Source organism: Amycolatopsis iheyensis, from assembly GCF_024703995.1.
In the GTDB taxonomy this organism is placed as follows: domain Bacteria; phylum Actinomycetota; class Actinomycetes; order Mycobacteriales; family Pseudonocardiaceae; genus Amycolatopsis; species Amycolatopsis iheyensis.
This window is the reverse complement of record NZ_JAMXQV010000039.1, coordinates 63273-77889: the sequence shown is the minus strand read 5'-3', so window position 1 is coordinate 77889 and position 14617 is coordinate 63273. Positions and strand designations below refer to the sequence as shown.

Annotated in this window: 14 protein-coding genes; 6 read left to right on the top strand and 8 right to left on the bottom strand. The window is 72.4% G+C overall.

The genetic code is table 11. The features are described from left to right. A partial coding sequence (locus M8542_RS45425) for an alpha/beta hydrolase (protein WP_257926629.1) occupies nucleotides 1–839 on the bottom strand: 839 nt, incomplete at its 3' end. Between the two features lie 293 nt (nucleotides 840–1132). On the opposite strand from M8542_RS45425, the gene M8542_RS45420 reads away from it, so the two are divergent. Genes M8542_RS45420 through M8542_RS45410 form a run of 3 tightly spaced genes read left to right on the top strand, consistent with a single transcriptional unit; the run spans nucleotide 1133 to nucleotide 4720 of the window. Then, the gene (locus tag M8542_RS45420) at nucleotides 1133–2095 is read left to right on the top strand and encodes a TerC family protein (protein WP_257926628.1); all 963 of its coding nucleotides are present in this window, start codon (nucleotides 1133–1135) and stop codon (nucleotides 2093–2095) included. A 51-nt stretch (nucleotides 2096–2146) separates the two neighbouring features. Then, on the top strand, nucleotides 2147–4087 hold the full coding sequence (locus M8542_RS45415; protein ID WP_257926627.1) for a S9 family peptidase: 1941 nt from the start codon (nucleotides 2147–2149) through the stop codon (nucleotides 4085–4087). After that, a complete protein-coding gene (locus M8542_RS45410; RefSeq protein ID WP_257926626.1) occupies nucleotides 4088–4720 on the top strand; it encodes an HAD family hydrolase in 633 nt (210 codons plus the stop codon). Here the strand turns inward: M8542_RS45410 and M8542_RS45405 are convergent. The 4 genes from M8542_RS45405 to M8542_RS45390 all read right to left on the bottom strand — a co-directional run bounded on the left by M8542_RS45405 (nucleotide 4702) and on the right by M8542_RS45390 (nucleotide 8711). Then, nucleotides 4702–5358 (bottom strand): RES family NAD+ phosphorylase, encoded by a 657-nt coding sequence (locus M8542_RS45405; RefSeq protein WP_257926625.1) that lies wholly within the window; start codon nucleotides 5356–5358, stop codon nucleotides 4702–4704. The two genes, M8542_RS45410 and M8542_RS45405, sit on opposite strands and share 19 nt — an antisense overlap. Nucleotides 5359–5409: 51 nt before the next feature. After that, entirely contained in the window at nucleotides 5410–5991 is a 582-nt protein-coding gene (locus M8542_RS45400; protein WP_257926624.1) for a MerR family transcriptional regulator, read from the bottom strand. Nucleotides 5992–6636: 645 nt separating this feature from the next. Continuing rightward, nucleotides 6637–7614 carry a LacI family DNA-binding transcriptional regulator gene (locus tag M8542_RS45395; protein WP_257926623.1) on the bottom strand — a complete coding sequence of 326 codons (978 nt, stop codon included), beginning with the start codon at nucleotides 7612–7614 and terminating at the stop codon, nucleotides 6637–6639. 110 nt (nucleotides 7615–7724) lie between these two features. Continuing rightward, nucleotides 7725–8711 (bottom strand): helix-turn-helix domain-containing protein, encoded by a 987-nt coding sequence (locus tag M8542_RS45390; RefSeq protein WP_257926622.1) that lies wholly within the window; start codon nucleotides 8709–8711, stop codon nucleotides 7725–7727. 204 nt (nucleotides 8712–8915) lie between these two features. On the opposite strand from M8542_RS45390, the gene M8542_RS45385 reads away from it, so the two are divergent. Both M8542_RS45385 and M8542_RS45380 read left to right on the top strand, forming a co-directional pair. After that, complete coding sequence (locus tag M8542_RS45385; protein ID WP_257926621.1) at nucleotides 8916–9389, top strand: MmpS family transport accessory protein; 474 nt, start codon at nucleotides 8916–8918, stop codon at nucleotides 9387–9389. Between the two features lie 8 nt (nucleotides 9390–9397). Next, nucleotides 9398–10153 carry an ABC transporter permease gene (locus M8542_RS45380; RefSeq protein ID WP_276587998.1) on the top strand — a complete coding sequence of 252 codons (756 nt, stop codon included), beginning with the start codon at nucleotides 9398–9400 and terminating at the stop codon, nucleotides 10151–10153. Here the strand turns inward: M8542_RS45380 and M8542_RS45375 are convergent. Genes M8542_RS45375 through M8542_RS45365 form a run of 3 tightly spaced genes read right to left on the bottom strand, consistent with a single transcriptional unit; the run spans nucleotide 10137 to nucleotide 13158 of the window. Beyond that, nucleotides 10137–10823: a histidine phosphatase family protein gene (locus M8542_RS45375; protein WP_257926619.1), complete on the bottom strand. Its 687-nt coding sequence runs from the start codon at nucleotides 10821–10823 to the stop codon at nucleotides 10137–10139. The two genes, M8542_RS45380 and M8542_RS45375, sit on opposite strands and share 17 nt — an antisense overlap. Before the next feature lie 10 nt (nucleotides 10824–10833). Then, nucleotides 10834–12717 (bottom strand): Na+/H+ antiporter, encoded by a 1884-nt coding sequence (locus M8542_RS45370; RefSeq protein WP_257926618.1) that lies wholly within the window; start codon nucleotides 12715–12717, stop codon nucleotides 10834–10836. A 33-nt stretch (nucleotides 12718–12750) separates the two neighbouring features. Then, nucleotides 12751–13158: a nuclear transport factor 2 family protein gene (locus tag M8542_RS45365; protein ID WP_257926617.1), complete on the bottom strand. Its 408-nt coding sequence runs from the start codon at nucleotides 13156–13158 to the stop codon at nucleotides 12751–12753. A 55-nt stretch (nucleotides 13159–13213) separates the two neighbouring features. Between M8542_RS45365 and M8542_RS45360 the strand changes: the two genes are divergently transcribed. Beyond that, nucleotides 13214–14599 carry a carboxylesterase/lipase family protein gene (locus M8542_RS45360; RefSeq protein ID WP_257926616.1) on the top strand — a complete coding sequence of 462 codons (1386 nt, stop codon included), beginning with the start codon at nucleotides 13214–13216 and terminating at the stop codon, nucleotides 14597–14599. The last annotated feature ends 18 nt before the right edge of the window (nucleotides 14600–14617 follow it).

The window sequence follows — 14617 nt, the reverse complement described above, 5'->3', positions numbered from 1 at the left end:
CCCCGGGGCCCGCCGCCGGCGCCCGCCGGCAGCGCGGGGACGGCGGCCGCCGCGGCCGTGCCCCCGGCGGCGCCGGTCGAACCCGCGTCGGTCTCCTGGCCGGCTTCGGGAGCTTCGGCCGACGGCGAACCGCTCGAAGCCGCACCCGAGCCCGCCGAGAAGAAGATGCCCGCCCAGCTCTTCTTGAAGACGCCGTCGGTGGCGAACGCCCCGGTGGCCGGGGTGCCCGCCGCCGGCGCCTTCGGCGCGGCCGCGTTCGGGACCAGGCCCTGCGCGAGGTCGTTGTAGGTGATCACCGGTGCGATCGCGTCGACGCGTTTGTCCGTGCCGGCCAGCAGCAGCGACAGCGCGCCACCGTAGGAGGCGCCGGTGACGGCGACCTTCGGGTCGCCCTTGGCGTCGGTGGTCACCTGGTGCTGCGCGACGAGCCGGTCGATCAGGTGACTCGCGTCGGCGACCTCGCCGTCGGGGTCGTTCAACCCGATCTTGCCGGTGCTCTTGCCGAACCCGCGCGCGGACCACGTCATGACGACGAAGCCCTTCCGCGCGAGCTCACGGGCGTCGTCGGCGACGCTGTTCTTGTCGCCGCCGAAGCCGTGCGCGAGCAGCACCGCGGGGGCGGGCACGGTTTCGGGCAGGTAGGTGGTCGTGTCGATCTTGACCTGGGCCGCCGAGCCGGGGGCGGCGGGCAGGTCGATCAACGCGTCCTGCGTGGGCACCGGCGCGGGCGCGTCCGGGCGCGTGATCCAGAAGACCGCGCCGGCGGCCAGGACCACGACGACGGCGGCGAGCGCGGTGAGGCGGGCTCCGCGGGTGCGCGGGAGCGGGAGTCGGGGCACGAAGTGACCGTATGTGAAGTTTCCTGAGAGTGTCCTCACCGGCTCACCTCGATCACACTCCGGAGAGGCGCAGTGACCGAAGTTACAGGACCAATGTGGTGACACAGGCAACCCTGACTGGCGTTGAGCAGGGGGCAACCGGCAAACTGGACACGCTGTGAGGGGAGTATTCCTTCGCGGCGGTGTCGTCAGCACGGTGGCCCTGCGCCCCCGGCACCGTCGGCCGGTGTTTTCACCGGCGGAAGAGACCTCCGGTTAGTTGCTCATGCGCACTATCCGGAGGTTCTGGTTCCATGACTGTCCCCCTGTGGCTGTGGATCGCCACGATCGGTGGCTTGCTCGCGTTGATCGCGCTGGACCTGGTCATCGTCGATCGCAAGCCGCACGAAGTGACCACGGGGGAAGCCGGTCGCTGGGTGATCTTCTACATCTCGTGCGCGGTGCTCTTCGGCGCCGGCGTGTGGATCTTCGCCGGGCACGACCCGGGTGTCGAGTTCTTCACCGGGTACATCACGGAGTACTCACTCAGCGTCGACAACCTGTTCATCTTCATGATCATCATGGCGTCGTTCAAGGTGCCCGCCATCCACCAGCACCGCGTGCTGCTGGTCGGCATCCTGCTCGCGCTGGGCTTCCGCAGCGTCTTCATCGCCATCGGCGCCGCGCTCATCGAGCAGTTCGTCTGGGTGTTCTTCCTCTTCGGCGCGGTGCTGCTGTGGACCGCGATCAGCATGCTGCGCGGCAAGGGCGAGGACGAGGAGTACCACGAGAACGCCGTCACCCGGCAGGTGCGCAAGGTCGCCCCGGTGACCGACGACTACCACGGCCACCACTACACGGTGAAACTCAACGGCAAGCGGATGATCACGCCGATGCTGCTGGTGATCGTGGCCATCGGCTCGGCCGACCTGCTCTTCGCCGTCGACTCGATCCCGGCGATCTTCGGCATCACCCAGGAGGCGTTCCTCGTCTTCACCGCCAACGCGTTCGCGCTGATGGGCCTGCGGCAGCTCTACTTCCTGCTCGGCGGCCTGGTCACGAAGCTGGTCTACCTGACCTACGGCCTCGCGGTGATCCTCGCCTTCATCGGCGCGAAGCTGTTCCTGCACGCGCTGCACGAATACCACGTCGTGCCGGACTGGCTGGACATCAACAACTGGCTTTCCCTGGGCGTCATCATCGTCGTGCTCACCGTGACCACGGTGGCCAGCCTGGCGAAGGCCCGGCGCGACGAGCGCAAGCAGGTCGCCGCGTAACTCCCGACCAAAGTCGTTCGCAGGGCTAAGGGTTTCGGGTACGGTCGGGGAGTGCGTCCTGCCGACATCGAAGCCCTCGTCGTCCCCGGCCGTCCCGCGCTGCGCGGGAACCTGCTGCTCACCGCGCTGAAGAAACCCGACCTGAAGACGAACGCCGCGCACAGCGCGCTGCGGCGGGTGTCGCTCGACGGCGGCGAGAGCGCCTGGACCCAGGGTCCGCGCGACTCCGCGCCGTCGATCTCCCCGGACGGGCGCTGGGTGGCGTTCCTCCGCGCGGGGGAGGGCAAGGGCGCCGAAGGCAGCCCGCAGGTGCACGTCATGCCGGCCGACGGCGGTGAGGCCCGCCGCGTGACGTCGCTGCACCTCGGCGCGGGTGAGCCGGTGTGGGCGCCGGACTCGCGGCGGATCGCGTTCACCGCGCGGGTCCCGGCCGCCGGGCGGTACGGCACCGAGGACGCCGACGACGAGACGCCGGAGCCGGCCGCCGAGGCCCCGCGCCGGATCACGCGCATGGACTACCGCATCGACGACGTCGGCTTCCTGCGCGACCGGATGACGCGCTTGTTCGTCGTCGACGCGCTGGACGAGGACGCGGCCGAACCCGAGCCGCTGACCGGCGACGCCTTCGACGTGACGCACCCGGTGTGGTCGCCGGACGGCGCCCGCGTCGTGTTCACCGCGCCGCCGGACTGGGGCGCGGTCGAGAGCGACGCACGCGACATCTGCGCGATCTCCGCCGAGGGCGGTGACCCCGAAGTCCTCGTCCGGACCGAGGGTTTCTCGGAGCGCCCGGCCTTCGCGGCCGACGGCACGTTGTTCTACTTCGGACAGTCCTTCGCGGAGCACCGCGAGGCCGCGATGACCGGGCTGTACGCGGCGACGCCGGAGTTCGGCGCCGGGCCGGCGAAGTTCCGCCGGCTGACCGACATCGAGACGGTGGACTGCGAAACCTCGGCCGGCCCGCCGGCGCCGCGGGACGGCGACGTGCTGGTGGCCGTCCGCAACCGCGGTGCGGTGGAACTGCGCGCGGTCCCGGTGGACGCCGCCGACGCCCCGCTGGCCGAGCTGCCGGTGGTGCACGCCGACCGGGCGGTGGTGCGCTCGTTCACGCTGGACGGCTCGGTGCTGGCCGCGGTGATCGCGACGCCGGCTTCCTCGGGTGACGTCGTGCTGCTCGACGCCTCGCCGAAGGTGCTGACCGATTACTCGAAGCCGTTGCGGGACAAGGGCATCCGGCCGGTGGTCGAGCTGGAGACCACGGCGCCGGACGGCTACCCGGTGCACGGCTGGCTGGTGCTGCCCGAGGGCGAGGGTCCGCACCCGGTGCTGCGCGTGGTGCACGGCGGCCCGTTCACCCAGCAGGACTGGGCGGTGTTCGACGAGGCGCAGGTGTACGCGGCGGCGGGGTACGCGGTGGTGCTGGGCAACCCGCGCGGTTCGGCGGGCTACGGGCAGACGCACGGCCACGCGATCACGGAGGCCTTCGGCACGGTCGACGTCGACGACGTCCTGGCGCTGCTGGACAAGGCGCTGGAGCGGCCGGACCTGGACGCCTCCCGCGTCGGCATCATGGGCGGCTCGTACGGCGGGTTCATGACGAGCTGGCTGGCGGCCCACCACGGCGACCGCTTCAAGGCGGCGTGGAGCGAGCGCGCGGTCAACGCGTGGGACTCGATGGTCGGCAGCTCCGACATCGGCTACTTCTTCGTCGACGCCTACATCGGGACGTCGCTCGAGGTGCAGCGCGACCGGTCGCCGCTCTACCACGCCGACAAGATCAAGATCCCGTTCGCGGTGGTGCATTCGGAGCAGGACTGGCGCTGCCCGCTGGAGCAGGCGCAGCGGATGTTCGTGGCGCTGCGGCGCGCGGGCGCGCCGGCGGAGCTGCTGCTGTTCCCGGGCGAGGGGCACGAGCTGTCGCGGTCGGGCCGGCCGCGACACCGGGTGCAGCGGTTCGACGCGATCCTCGAGTGGTGGGGCCGGCACCTGTAAGTGCGCGGGCTGGTCTGCTTCGACGTCGACGGCACCCTCGTGCCCGGCACGAGCTCGTGCGCGTGGGTGGCCGCGGTGCTGGGCCACGAGGCGGAGCTGGTCGCGGCCGAAGCGGCGTACGCGGCTGGCCGGATGACGAACCAGGAGGCGTCGGTGATCGACGCCCGCGGCTGGGCCGGGCACACCGAGGCCGAGATCCGGGCCCGGCTCGAGACGCTGCCGCTGGTGGACGGGATCGCCGAAACGGTGGCGTGGTGCCACGACCGCGGCGTGCGCCCGATCCTCACCACGCTCGCGTGGGCACCGGTCGGGCGGCTGCTCGCCGAGCGGTTCGGGTTCGCCGCCTACTGCGGGCCGGTGCCTTCGGTTCGCGACGGCCGCTACACAGGTGACGTCGCCGAGCACTTCGACGAGTTCGGCAAGCGCGATTTCGCGCTGGCGCAGGGCGTCGCGCCGCAGCGGTGCGTCGCCGTCGGGGACAGCCGGTCGGACCTGCCGCTCTTCGCCGCCGTCGGGACGAGCATCGGCTTCAACGCGAGCCCGGACGCCCGCGCCGTCGCGACGCACCTCGTCGACGGTCCCGATCTGCGGGCGATCCTCCCGCTGCTGGCCGCTCAGTTCAGCAGCGTGTAGTTCAGCTCTTCGCAGACCCGGCCCAGCGGGACGTCCAGGCCGGGGTGGTCCAGCGGCAGCAGCACGTCCGGCGCGATCGGCAGGGCGGCGCCCGCCGGCGGGTCCCACAGGCAGATCGCCGGGTCGCCCGAGTCCATCGACGACCGGTACCAGAGGCCGTCGAGGTCGCTGAACGCGCCGCGGATCGCGCGGGCCCACGCCTGCGTCAGCTTCTTCGGCCCGCTCGAGATCTCCTGGGACGCGCCCACCCGTGTCGGCCACAGGCCGGTCAGGTCGAGCAGGCGCAGGGTGCGCGTCGGGCGGACGACGACCAGCCGCGGGCCGCGCGTGCGGCGGTCGACCGTCGAGCTCGTCTGGAAGACCTCCGCCACCGAAGTGCGGACCGTGAGGCCGAAGTAGAGGACCCCGTTCGCGGGGTCGGTGACCGGCGCGCCGCCGCGGCCGGGCGACTGCTGGTCGAACCGGCCGTGCGGGAGCGGGCCGGTGTAGCGGAACGAGTTCCACTGCTGGGGGTGGTTGCCGTGCGCCGTGAAGATCCGCACGAGCCTGGTCGCGGGCTGGACCGTCACCACGTCGTTGGCGCGGTTCAGCTGCCGGACCAGGACGGATCGGGCGGGCGGCAGCGGTAGCCGGGCCATGGGTCGGGGGTGGTCCGTCCTTGTCGGTGATCTTGCTCGGGACGCTCCAGCCTAGAACGGCGAGCCGAGCGTGGCGATGAGGCGGGCGATGTGGTCCGGGTCACCCCCGGACAGGACCCACTGCCGCGGGGTCGCCGGTTGCTCGTTGATGACCAGGTCGGGCTGCGGGGTGCTCATGAACGCGGCGACGACGAGCGCGGGCTGGTCGTCGGGCAGGGCCTTGAGGACGACTTCGAGGCCGGGCAGCACGCCCGAGCCGGCGAACTGCCACGCCGGCAGCCGCCAGCCGCTGTCCTTCCAGCCGGTCAGGCGGCCTTCCTTGAGGCGGTGCCGGATGCGGCTGTCGTCGACGCCGAGGGTTTTCGCGGCCTCGTTGACGCTGAGCGCGCCTTCGGCGAGCACCGCGTGGGCGGCGACGGTGCGGGCCCGGAAGTCCGGCTCACCCTCCCGGCGCGGCGAAAGATCGAGGCCGACGTCGGTGAGCGCGGCGCGCTGATCGGCCGAGAAGTAGTGCGAGGGGTCCGGGTTCGGTGGGGACAGTCTGCGCGCCGCGTCTTCGACGAGCGTGAGGAACTCGTTCGCGTCGACCTTCAGGCCCGCCTTGGCGAGGATGTTCTCCAGCGCTACAGACATGTGGCTCAGGTTAACCCGAAACAGCGCGCGTGTGCGGGTTCGTGCGGTTTCTTGCCCTGACTGTGCGGGAATTCACCAGAGATCGACACTTACCGCACATCAGTCAACACGTTGAGTAGGCAACTTCCGGTTAGTTTCCCCGGATCGGTGGGCGTTGTCCAGGCTTGACAGTGCGCGGTCCCGGACTTACGTTCCGTGTGAGTAAACGATTTCCGCTCCGTGCTCACAGAATCCGGCGGGTTGGCGCCGGTCATGGGGGACACAGGGGGTGGGGCGTGCCTGGGGGGCCTGGCACGAGCCGGCCCCTCGGGCACGTCGCTCCCCCTTCGAGTGCGTGAGCCGACTCTGCGGTGCGTGAGCCGACTGCCTGGGTACGTGGCCGACTGTCTGGGTGCGCGAGCCGGCTGTTCAGGTGCTCGGCCGACTGTCTGGGTGCGCGAGCCGACTCTCCGGGTGCGCGAGCCGACCCGCTGGGTGCGCGAGCCGACTGCTCGGGTGCTCGGCCGACTGTCTGGGTGCGCGAGCCGACTGCTCGGGTGCGCAGCCGACCGCTCGAGAACCGAGGCTTCGGCGGCGGGGAACCACGGTTTCGGTCGTCCGCCGCAGGGCGTCGCTTCGGATGGGACCGAAACGTCGCGGCCGGTTTCAGCGGCGGGAGCTCTTGCGCTCGATCAGGCGGGCCTCGAGCGTCGTCGTGGTCGCGTCGCGGGTGCTGTCCGTGATGCGGGCCAGCAGGAGCTGGGCCGCCACGCGGCCGACCTCGTACGCCGGCTGGGCGACCACCGTCAGCGGCGGGTCGATCAGCGTGGTCCACGGGGCGTCGTCGAAGGAGACGATGCCGATGTCGCGGCCGGACCGCAGCCCGCGCGACGACAGCGCCTCCAGCACCCCGATCGCCATCGTGCTGTTCGCGACGAGGAGCGCGTCGGGCGGCGACGGCTCGTCGAGCAGCTCCAGCGCGGCCAGCCGCGCGCCCTCCGCGCGGTACTCGGTCCGCCGGGACACGGCGTTCGCCTCGCCGACGACGTCCGCGTAGCCCGCCAGCCGGTCGTCGGCCGTGCGAACCCCGGCGGGGCCGGTCAGGCAGGCGACACGCCGGTAGCCGCCGGTCAACAGGTGGCGTGTCGCCTCGGCGGCGGCGTGCCGCGTGTCGACGAGCACCTGGTCGCCCGCCTCGGCCGGCAGCGGCCGGTCGACCGCGACCAGCGGCGTGCCCTGGCGGCGCAGGCCCTCGACGTTCGTCGACCGGCCGGTGGGCGACAGCACCACCCCGGCGACGCGCTCCTGCAGCGCGACCTCGATGTAGCGCCGCTCCTTGTCCTCGTTTTCGTCGGAGTTGCAGAGCACGACGGAGTACCCGGAGCGCTGCGCGAGGTCCTCGACGCCCCGCGCGATCGCGGTGAAGAACGGGTTTTCGACGTCGGAGATGATCAGCGCGAGCACCGCGGTCTCCTGGCGGCGCAGGTTCCGGGCCAGCCCGTTCGGGTGATACCCGAGCTCGGCGGCGGCCGCCTGCACCCGCGCGGCGAGCGTCGGGTCCACAGTGGACTTGCCGTTGAGCGCGCGCGACACGGTCGCCGTGGAGACGCCGGCCCTCGCCGCGACGTCACTGATGGTGGCCACACGCCCTCCCGCCCTGATCACGTTTCGAGGGGAGAATAGCGCTCCCGGTGGTCGTTTACCGTCCGCTTACCTGGGTGGGGGATGACCCCACTTCCGGTTGACCGTGCGGGTTACGCCGAACGGAGCCGATCACCGGCTGTGACGTCCACAGTGGAGGGTGGCCGGAAGTAGGCACGCGGGGTCAGGCCGGTGAGGGCCCGGCAGTCCCGGCTGAGGTGCGCTTGGTCGGCATATCCGGCGGCGGCGGCCAGCGCGGCGAGCCCCGGGGAACGCGAGGCGAGGGCGACGGCGCGCTGGAAGCGGCTGACGCGCAGGTAGGTGGCGGGCCCGTACCCGACGGCTTGGACGAACCGCCGCCGCAACCGCCGCTCACTGACGGCGAACGGCCGGGCCGGATCCTCGGCCCGCTCAGCGGCGACATCGGCCGCGGGCCGGCTCGGGTTCGGCCGGGCGAGTGCGGCCGCGATCAGTGCGGGATCCGCGCCGCGTAGTTCGGCGATCAGTGCGGGATCCGCGCCGGTTCGGGCGAGTGCGGCCGCGATCCGCGCTGGATCGGCGCGGAGTTGCGCGGTCGCGTCGACGATTTGTTCAGCCCTCGCACACCGTCCAGCCCCCGCTCCACCCGCCCCGAGCCGCGTGAGCATCGCCGCCGCGTCCGACACCCTCGGCGCTCCCGCCTCCAGCCCCGCCAGCAACGCCGCCACCGCCGGGTCCGGCGCCGGCACCTCCGGCAACCGGGACGCAACCGCTTGCGCCGGCGTCAGCTCACCCGCCAGCAACCGCTCGGCCAGCAGCTCCCCCTCCCGCCCCCACAACTCACCCAACGGCACCCGGCTGTCCCGCAGCTCGTCGGCCGAGACGCCCAGTACCGCCGGCGCGCGACCCGGCACGAACCGCACCCCGCGCAGCTCCGCGCCCGGGCGCGTCACCGATGACCACGCCGCCGTGTCCGGGCCCGCGACGAACACCCCGCCGTCGCCGACGACGAGGTCCAGGCAGCCGTCCGGGACGATGCGCTTCGGGCCCGCCGAAGCCGACCGCCACACGCACCGCGCCACTCCCGCCAGCGGGCCGGGTGGCGCAGCCTCTTCGTACATGCTCCGCATCATGCACCCCGGGTCCGACAAAACCGTCGGCTCGCTCGCCCGGAGCCACGCCTGCCGCCCGCCGACGTCGGCTGAGCGCACCCGATTGGGTGAAAGTTGGACATCTCGCGCAGCGTGGCTAACGCGGAGTGAGGTCACGGCGAGATGTAGACGACGCACTCGACGGAAGTGCGCGCGACGAGAGAAGACCTCTCCATGGGTGTTCCCACCGCGATCCGGTCCGAGCGGGACTGCGCCGGCCGGGCCAGGTCGGCCGGCAGCGTCGTGGTCGTCCTGAGCGTGCTCGCCGCGGCCTTCGTCGTGACGTCGTACGTCGTGCCCCGGCCCGGGCGGGGGCCCGCCAAAGAGGCGCCGGTGGCCGCGCCGGTCGCCCCGGTCGCCGTCGCGACCGCGCACCACTCCGTCGTCTACGAGCTGCTCGGCGCGCACGGCGCGCTCGATGTCACCTACGCCGCCGAAGGTTCGGCGCTGGCCCAGCGGGCCGAGGTGACGACGCCCTGGCAAGCCGCCTTCACGCGGGTCGGCCCGGCCGACCGCACCGAGTTCTACAGCATCGCCGCCCGCAACCCCGGCCCCGGCGCGCTGCGCTGCCGGATCGTCGTCGACGGCGTCGTCGTCGCCGACAAGACCGTCGCCGAGGCGGGGCGCCAGTTCAGCTGCGCCGTCTGAGCGCCACGATGGGCGGCGTGCACGACGCCGCGATCACCTTCGGTCCCGCCCTCGTGGCGGTGCTCGTCCTGTTCACCGCCGCCGGAGCCGTCGTGGTCCGCTGGGGCGGGCTCGGTCAGGGCCGGGCGGTGCTGGTCGCGGCCGTCCGGGCGGTGGCGCAGCTGGCCGTCGTCTCGCTGGTGATCACCGCCGTCCTGCGCTCGGCCGCGCTCACCGGCCTGTTCGTGCTGCTGATGTTCACCATCGCCGCGGTGACGTCGGCCCGGCGCGTCGGCACCTGGGCGAACCTCCCGTGGACGGCGCTGGCCATCGCGGCCGGGGTAGCGCCGGTGCTGGCGGTGGTCCTAGCCGCCGGGGTGGTCCCGCCGAAGCCGATCGCGGTCGTCCCGATCGCGGGCATCGTCATCGGCGGCGCCATGACGGCGACGTCGCAATCCTCGAGAAGGGCGCTCGACGAGCTGAAGTCCCGGCACGGCGAGTACGAAGCCGCGCTGGCGCTGGGGTTCCTGCCGCGCCCGGCCGCGCTGGAGATCTGCCGCCCGTCGGCCGGGCACGCGCTGATCCCGGCGCTCGACCAGACCCGCACGGTCGGCTTGGTGACGCTTCCGGGCGCCTACGTCGGCGTGCTGCTGGGCGGCGCGGGGCCGATCGAAGCCGGCCTGACGCAGGTGCTGGTGCTGATCGGCCTGCTCGCCGCGGAAGCCGTCTCGATCCTGGTGACCGTGCAGTTCGTGGCGGCGGGGAAGCTCAGCCGAGCGGGGTAGCCAGGTGGGCGGTGTCGTTGAAGCGCCGGATGATCCAGGTGTCGCCGTGCAGCACCAGGTGCGAGATCGAGCCGTTGTCGGCGCCGAGGAACGCGAACCGCTCGACCGACCGGCTGGCCTGCGCGAACACCTCGCCGATCACGCCGCCGTGGGTGAACACCGCGACGCGCTGGTCCGGGTGGGCGGCCGCGATGCGGGTCAGCGCGCCGCGCAGGCGGGCGCCGAACGCCTCGTCGGACTCCGCGCCCGGGATGACGTCCCAGCGCTGCTCGGCCCACAGCCGCTCGACGATCGGGTGGCCTTCGGCCGTGTACTTCCGGAAGAGGCCGTTTTCCCAGTCGCCGAGGTGGATTTCCCGCAGGTCCGGCTCGACGACCGGGGTGATCCCCAGCTTCTCCGCCAGCGGCGCCGCGGTTTCCGGCGTGCGGCGCAACGTCGTCACGTAGATCGCGTCGATCCGCTCGCCCGCCAGCCGGGCCCCGACGCGCTGGGCGTGGTCGCGGCCGTCCGGCGCGAGCTCCGGGTCGGCCTGGCCGTCGACCAGCGTGAACGGGTTGTCGCCGCGAGCAGGCGCGGACTCGCCGTGGCGCACCAGGAAGATCTCCGTCGCGCCCGGCGGCGGGCTGAAGCGGTGCTGGCGGTATTCGATCTCCTGCTCGGGCGTGCTCATGGCCCCGACCCTAGCCGAGTTGCTTGTCCACGAAACACCATCGCCACGTCTCGCCGGGTTCGAAGCTGCGCATCACCGGGTGCCGCGACTCGTGGAAGTGCAGGGTGGCGTGCTTGCGCGGCGACGAGTCGCAGCACGCGACGTTGCCGCACTTGAGACACATCCGCAGGTGCACCCAGGACGTCCCTTCCGCGACGCACGCCTCGCACGTGTCCTGCGAGCTGGGCACCTTGTCGGTCCACTCGTGGGCCAGGTGCTTGCACGAGCCGGCCGTCGCGGCCGGGGTGCGCAGCTCCCGGCCCTCTTCCTGCGGTTCTTCCTCGTCGCGGTCGAGCATGGACTCTTCGATGTCCAGCCGTTCCAGGACCTTGCGCAGGACGTCGTCGTCGGCGCTGCCGCTGTCGCGGGCCTTGAGGAACTGGTCGCGTTCCACTTCGAGCAGCTGCAGGCGCAGGCGGCGGTATGCGTCGCTCGGCGTCTCGGCCAGCGCGCTCTGCCGGCCGAGCTGCTCCCACGCCGAGTCGGTGCGGTGCTGCAGCCGGTCGCGCAGGCGCTGGATGATCTCGGGCGGGTCGTCGGGCTGCCGGATCTCTTCGAGCTTGGTCAGCGCCGCGCGGGTCATGTCGTGGAGCACGGCCGCTTCCTGCAGCGCGTCCTCCGCCGGGTCCGGGCGGGGCAGGCGCAGCCGGCGGATCAGCGGCGGCAACGTCATGCCCTGCAGCGCCAGCGTGCCGGCCACGACGACGAACGCCGCGAGCACCAGCACGGCCCGCTGCGGGGTGTCGGCGGGGAGCACGAACGCGGCCGCGAGGGTGACCACACCGCGCATGCCCGCCCAGGCGATCACGGCCGAGTAGCGCCACGGCCAGATCTTGGCCCGGGTCCGGCCGGGCAGCAGGTGCCGCTCGACGCGCTTCACCGTGCCGATGCCGATCAGGTACAGCACCCGGGTGAGGATGGTAGCGCCCAGCACGGCGGCGCAGATCCAGACGAGCATGGGCAGCGACACCCCGCTGTCGCCGACCTCGGCGAGGATCCGCCGCAGCTGCAGGCCGATCAGCAGGAAGACCATGTTCTCCAGCAGGAACGCGATGGTCTGCCAGTTCAGCCGGGACGCCAGCCGCGTCGAGCCGGAGAGGATCTGCGGCGCCTTGTGCCCGAGGATGAGCCCGGCGATCACGACCGCGAGCACGCCCGAGCCGTGGATGGCCTCGGTCGGGATGTAGGCGATGAACGGCACGGCGAACGAAAGCGCGGTGTCGAGCACCGGCTCGTTCAGCCGGGCGCGGATGAACGCGGCCACGAACCCGACGACCAGCCCGACCACCGCGCCGCCGATGGCCGCGCGCAGGAAGTCGGCGCCGACCTGCCAGAGGCTGACCGAGCCGGCCAGCGCGGCGATGGCCGTGCGGAGGGCGACCAGCGCGGCGGCGTCGTTGAACAGGCTCTCGCCTTCGAGCAGCCGGATCAGCTTGCGCGGCATGCCGACCCGCCGGGCGACGACGCTGGCCGCGACCGCGTCCGGCGGCGCGACGACCGCGCCGAGCGCGATGCCGCCGGCCAGCGGGAGCCCGGGGATGACCGCCCAGGCGACCAGCCCGACGCCGAAGGCGGTGAACACGACGAGCCCGACCGACATCAGCCCGATCGCGCTGCGGTTCTTCCGGAAGTCGACCAGCGACGTCTGGATGGCCGCCGAGTACAGCAGCGGCGGCAGCAGGCCGAGCAGCACGACCTCGGGGTCGAGATGGTATTCGGGCACGCCGGGGACGTAGGAGGCGGCGACGCCGACGACGATCAGGCACAGCGGGGCGGACCAGTCGAGCCGCCGCGCCACGGCGCTGACGACGAGGACGGTCACGACCAGGGCCACTATCTCTGCCGCGATGTGCACGGGGTAATCATCACCCGGGGGCCGCGGCGGGTGTCACCGGGCCAGCTCGGTGAGCACCTCGGCGACCAGCTGGGTGTCCATGTACTCCGTGATCTCGCGGATCCGGCCGTCCTCGAGGCGGAAGACGAAGCAGTACCGGTTGTCGTACCGCGCGCCCGTCTTCGTGGCGACGCTGCCCTGCGTCTCGACCAAGACGACGTCGTCCTCGGCGACGAACCGGCTCGCGGTGCTGGTGTAGGTGCCCTCGAACTGCTCGCCGAGCGGACCGAGCAGGTCACGGCGGACCGACTCCTTGCCGCGGAAGCTGCCGGACCAGCTGTTGTGGCCGCTGACCGTCCAGGTGACGTCGTCGGCCATCGCGGCGATCAAGGGCCGGATGTCGCCGGTGGCCCAGGCGTCGAACGCCGTCTTCAGGAGCTGCTTGTTCTCGGCCGCTGTCATGTGCTCCAGTCAACACGCTGGAGCGTGCTCCAGGGCAAGTCCTTAGGCTGGACGCGTGACGACGGTGGAGACCGCGGCCGGCGCCCTGCGCGGGTCCGAACGCGACGGAGTCCGGACGTTCCTGGGCGTGCCCTACGCCGAGCCGCCGGTGGGAGAGCTGCGGTTCCGCGCACCCCAGCCGGTACCGCCGTGGCCCGGTGAGCGCGACGCGACGAAGTGGGCGCCCCGAGCGCCGCAGCCCGAACTCACCGGCCGCGGCTTCACCGGGGACGAGGACTGCCTCTACCTGAACGTCCACGCCCCCGCGGAACCCGGCTCGTACCCGGTGCTGGTGTGGATCCATGGCGGGGGCGGCGTGCTGGGCGCGCCGCACCAGTTCGACGCGTCGGCCTACGCCCGGCGAGGTGTCGTCGTGGTGACCGTCGCCTACCGGCTCGGCGTCCTCGGGATGCTGCACCTGCCCGGCGTCGCCGACTCCAACCTGTCGCTGCGCGACCAGGTCGCCGCGCTGGAGTGGGTGCGCGACGACATCGGCGCGTTCGGCGGTGACCCGGGCCGCGTGACGCTCGCCGGGCAGTCCAACGGTGGCCGCACGGTCGGGACGTTGCTGGCGGTGCCCGCCACGCGTGGGCTCGTCCACCAGGCGATCGTGCAGAGCGGCACCGGCGTCGGCTCGGTCGTGCACGCCCCCGCCGAGGGCGTGGCGGTCGCTTCGGCGGTCCTGTCCGAATTGGACGTCGCGCCTTCGGACCTGGCGACGTTGCCCGTGAAGCGGATTCTCGAAGCACAGCAACGGGTTTCGGCGGTTTCCGGAACCAAGGTGACCTACCGCGTGGTCGTCGGCGACGAGCTGCTGCCGGAACGCCCGCTCGACGGCGTGCGCGGCGTCCCGCTGCTCATCGGGACCACGGCCGACGAGGAAGACCTGTTCAGCTGGCTGCAGTCGGGTGGCGCGAAGCTGCTCGGCGTCGGCTCGACGATGCTGACCGCCGAAGAGATCGAAAAGGCCGTCGCGGCGTATGACGCCCTGCTCGACTGGCCCGAGGACCAGACCCGCAACCGCGCGCTGACCGCGGGGGACTGGTGGATCCCGGCGATCCGCTTCGCCGAGAAGCAGCCGGACGCGTGGATGTACCGGCTGGACTGGCGGATCGCGCCGCGAGGCAAGGGACTCGGCGCCCCGCACGGGCTCGACCTGCCGCTCGTGTTCGACGACATCCGCAACAAGAACTGGCGGTTCCTCTTCGCCGGCCGGACGTTCCCGGCCGAGCGGATGCAGGCGATGGCGACGGAAATGTTCGACGCCTGGGTCCGCTTCATCGCCACGGGCGACCCGGGCTGGCCGCGCTACACGACGGCCGACCGCGTCACCCGGATCTTCGACGACGTCTCGACGACGGCGGCCGACCCGGACCGCGAACAGCGCCTCCTCTGGACGTGACCGAGGGCGGCACTTTCG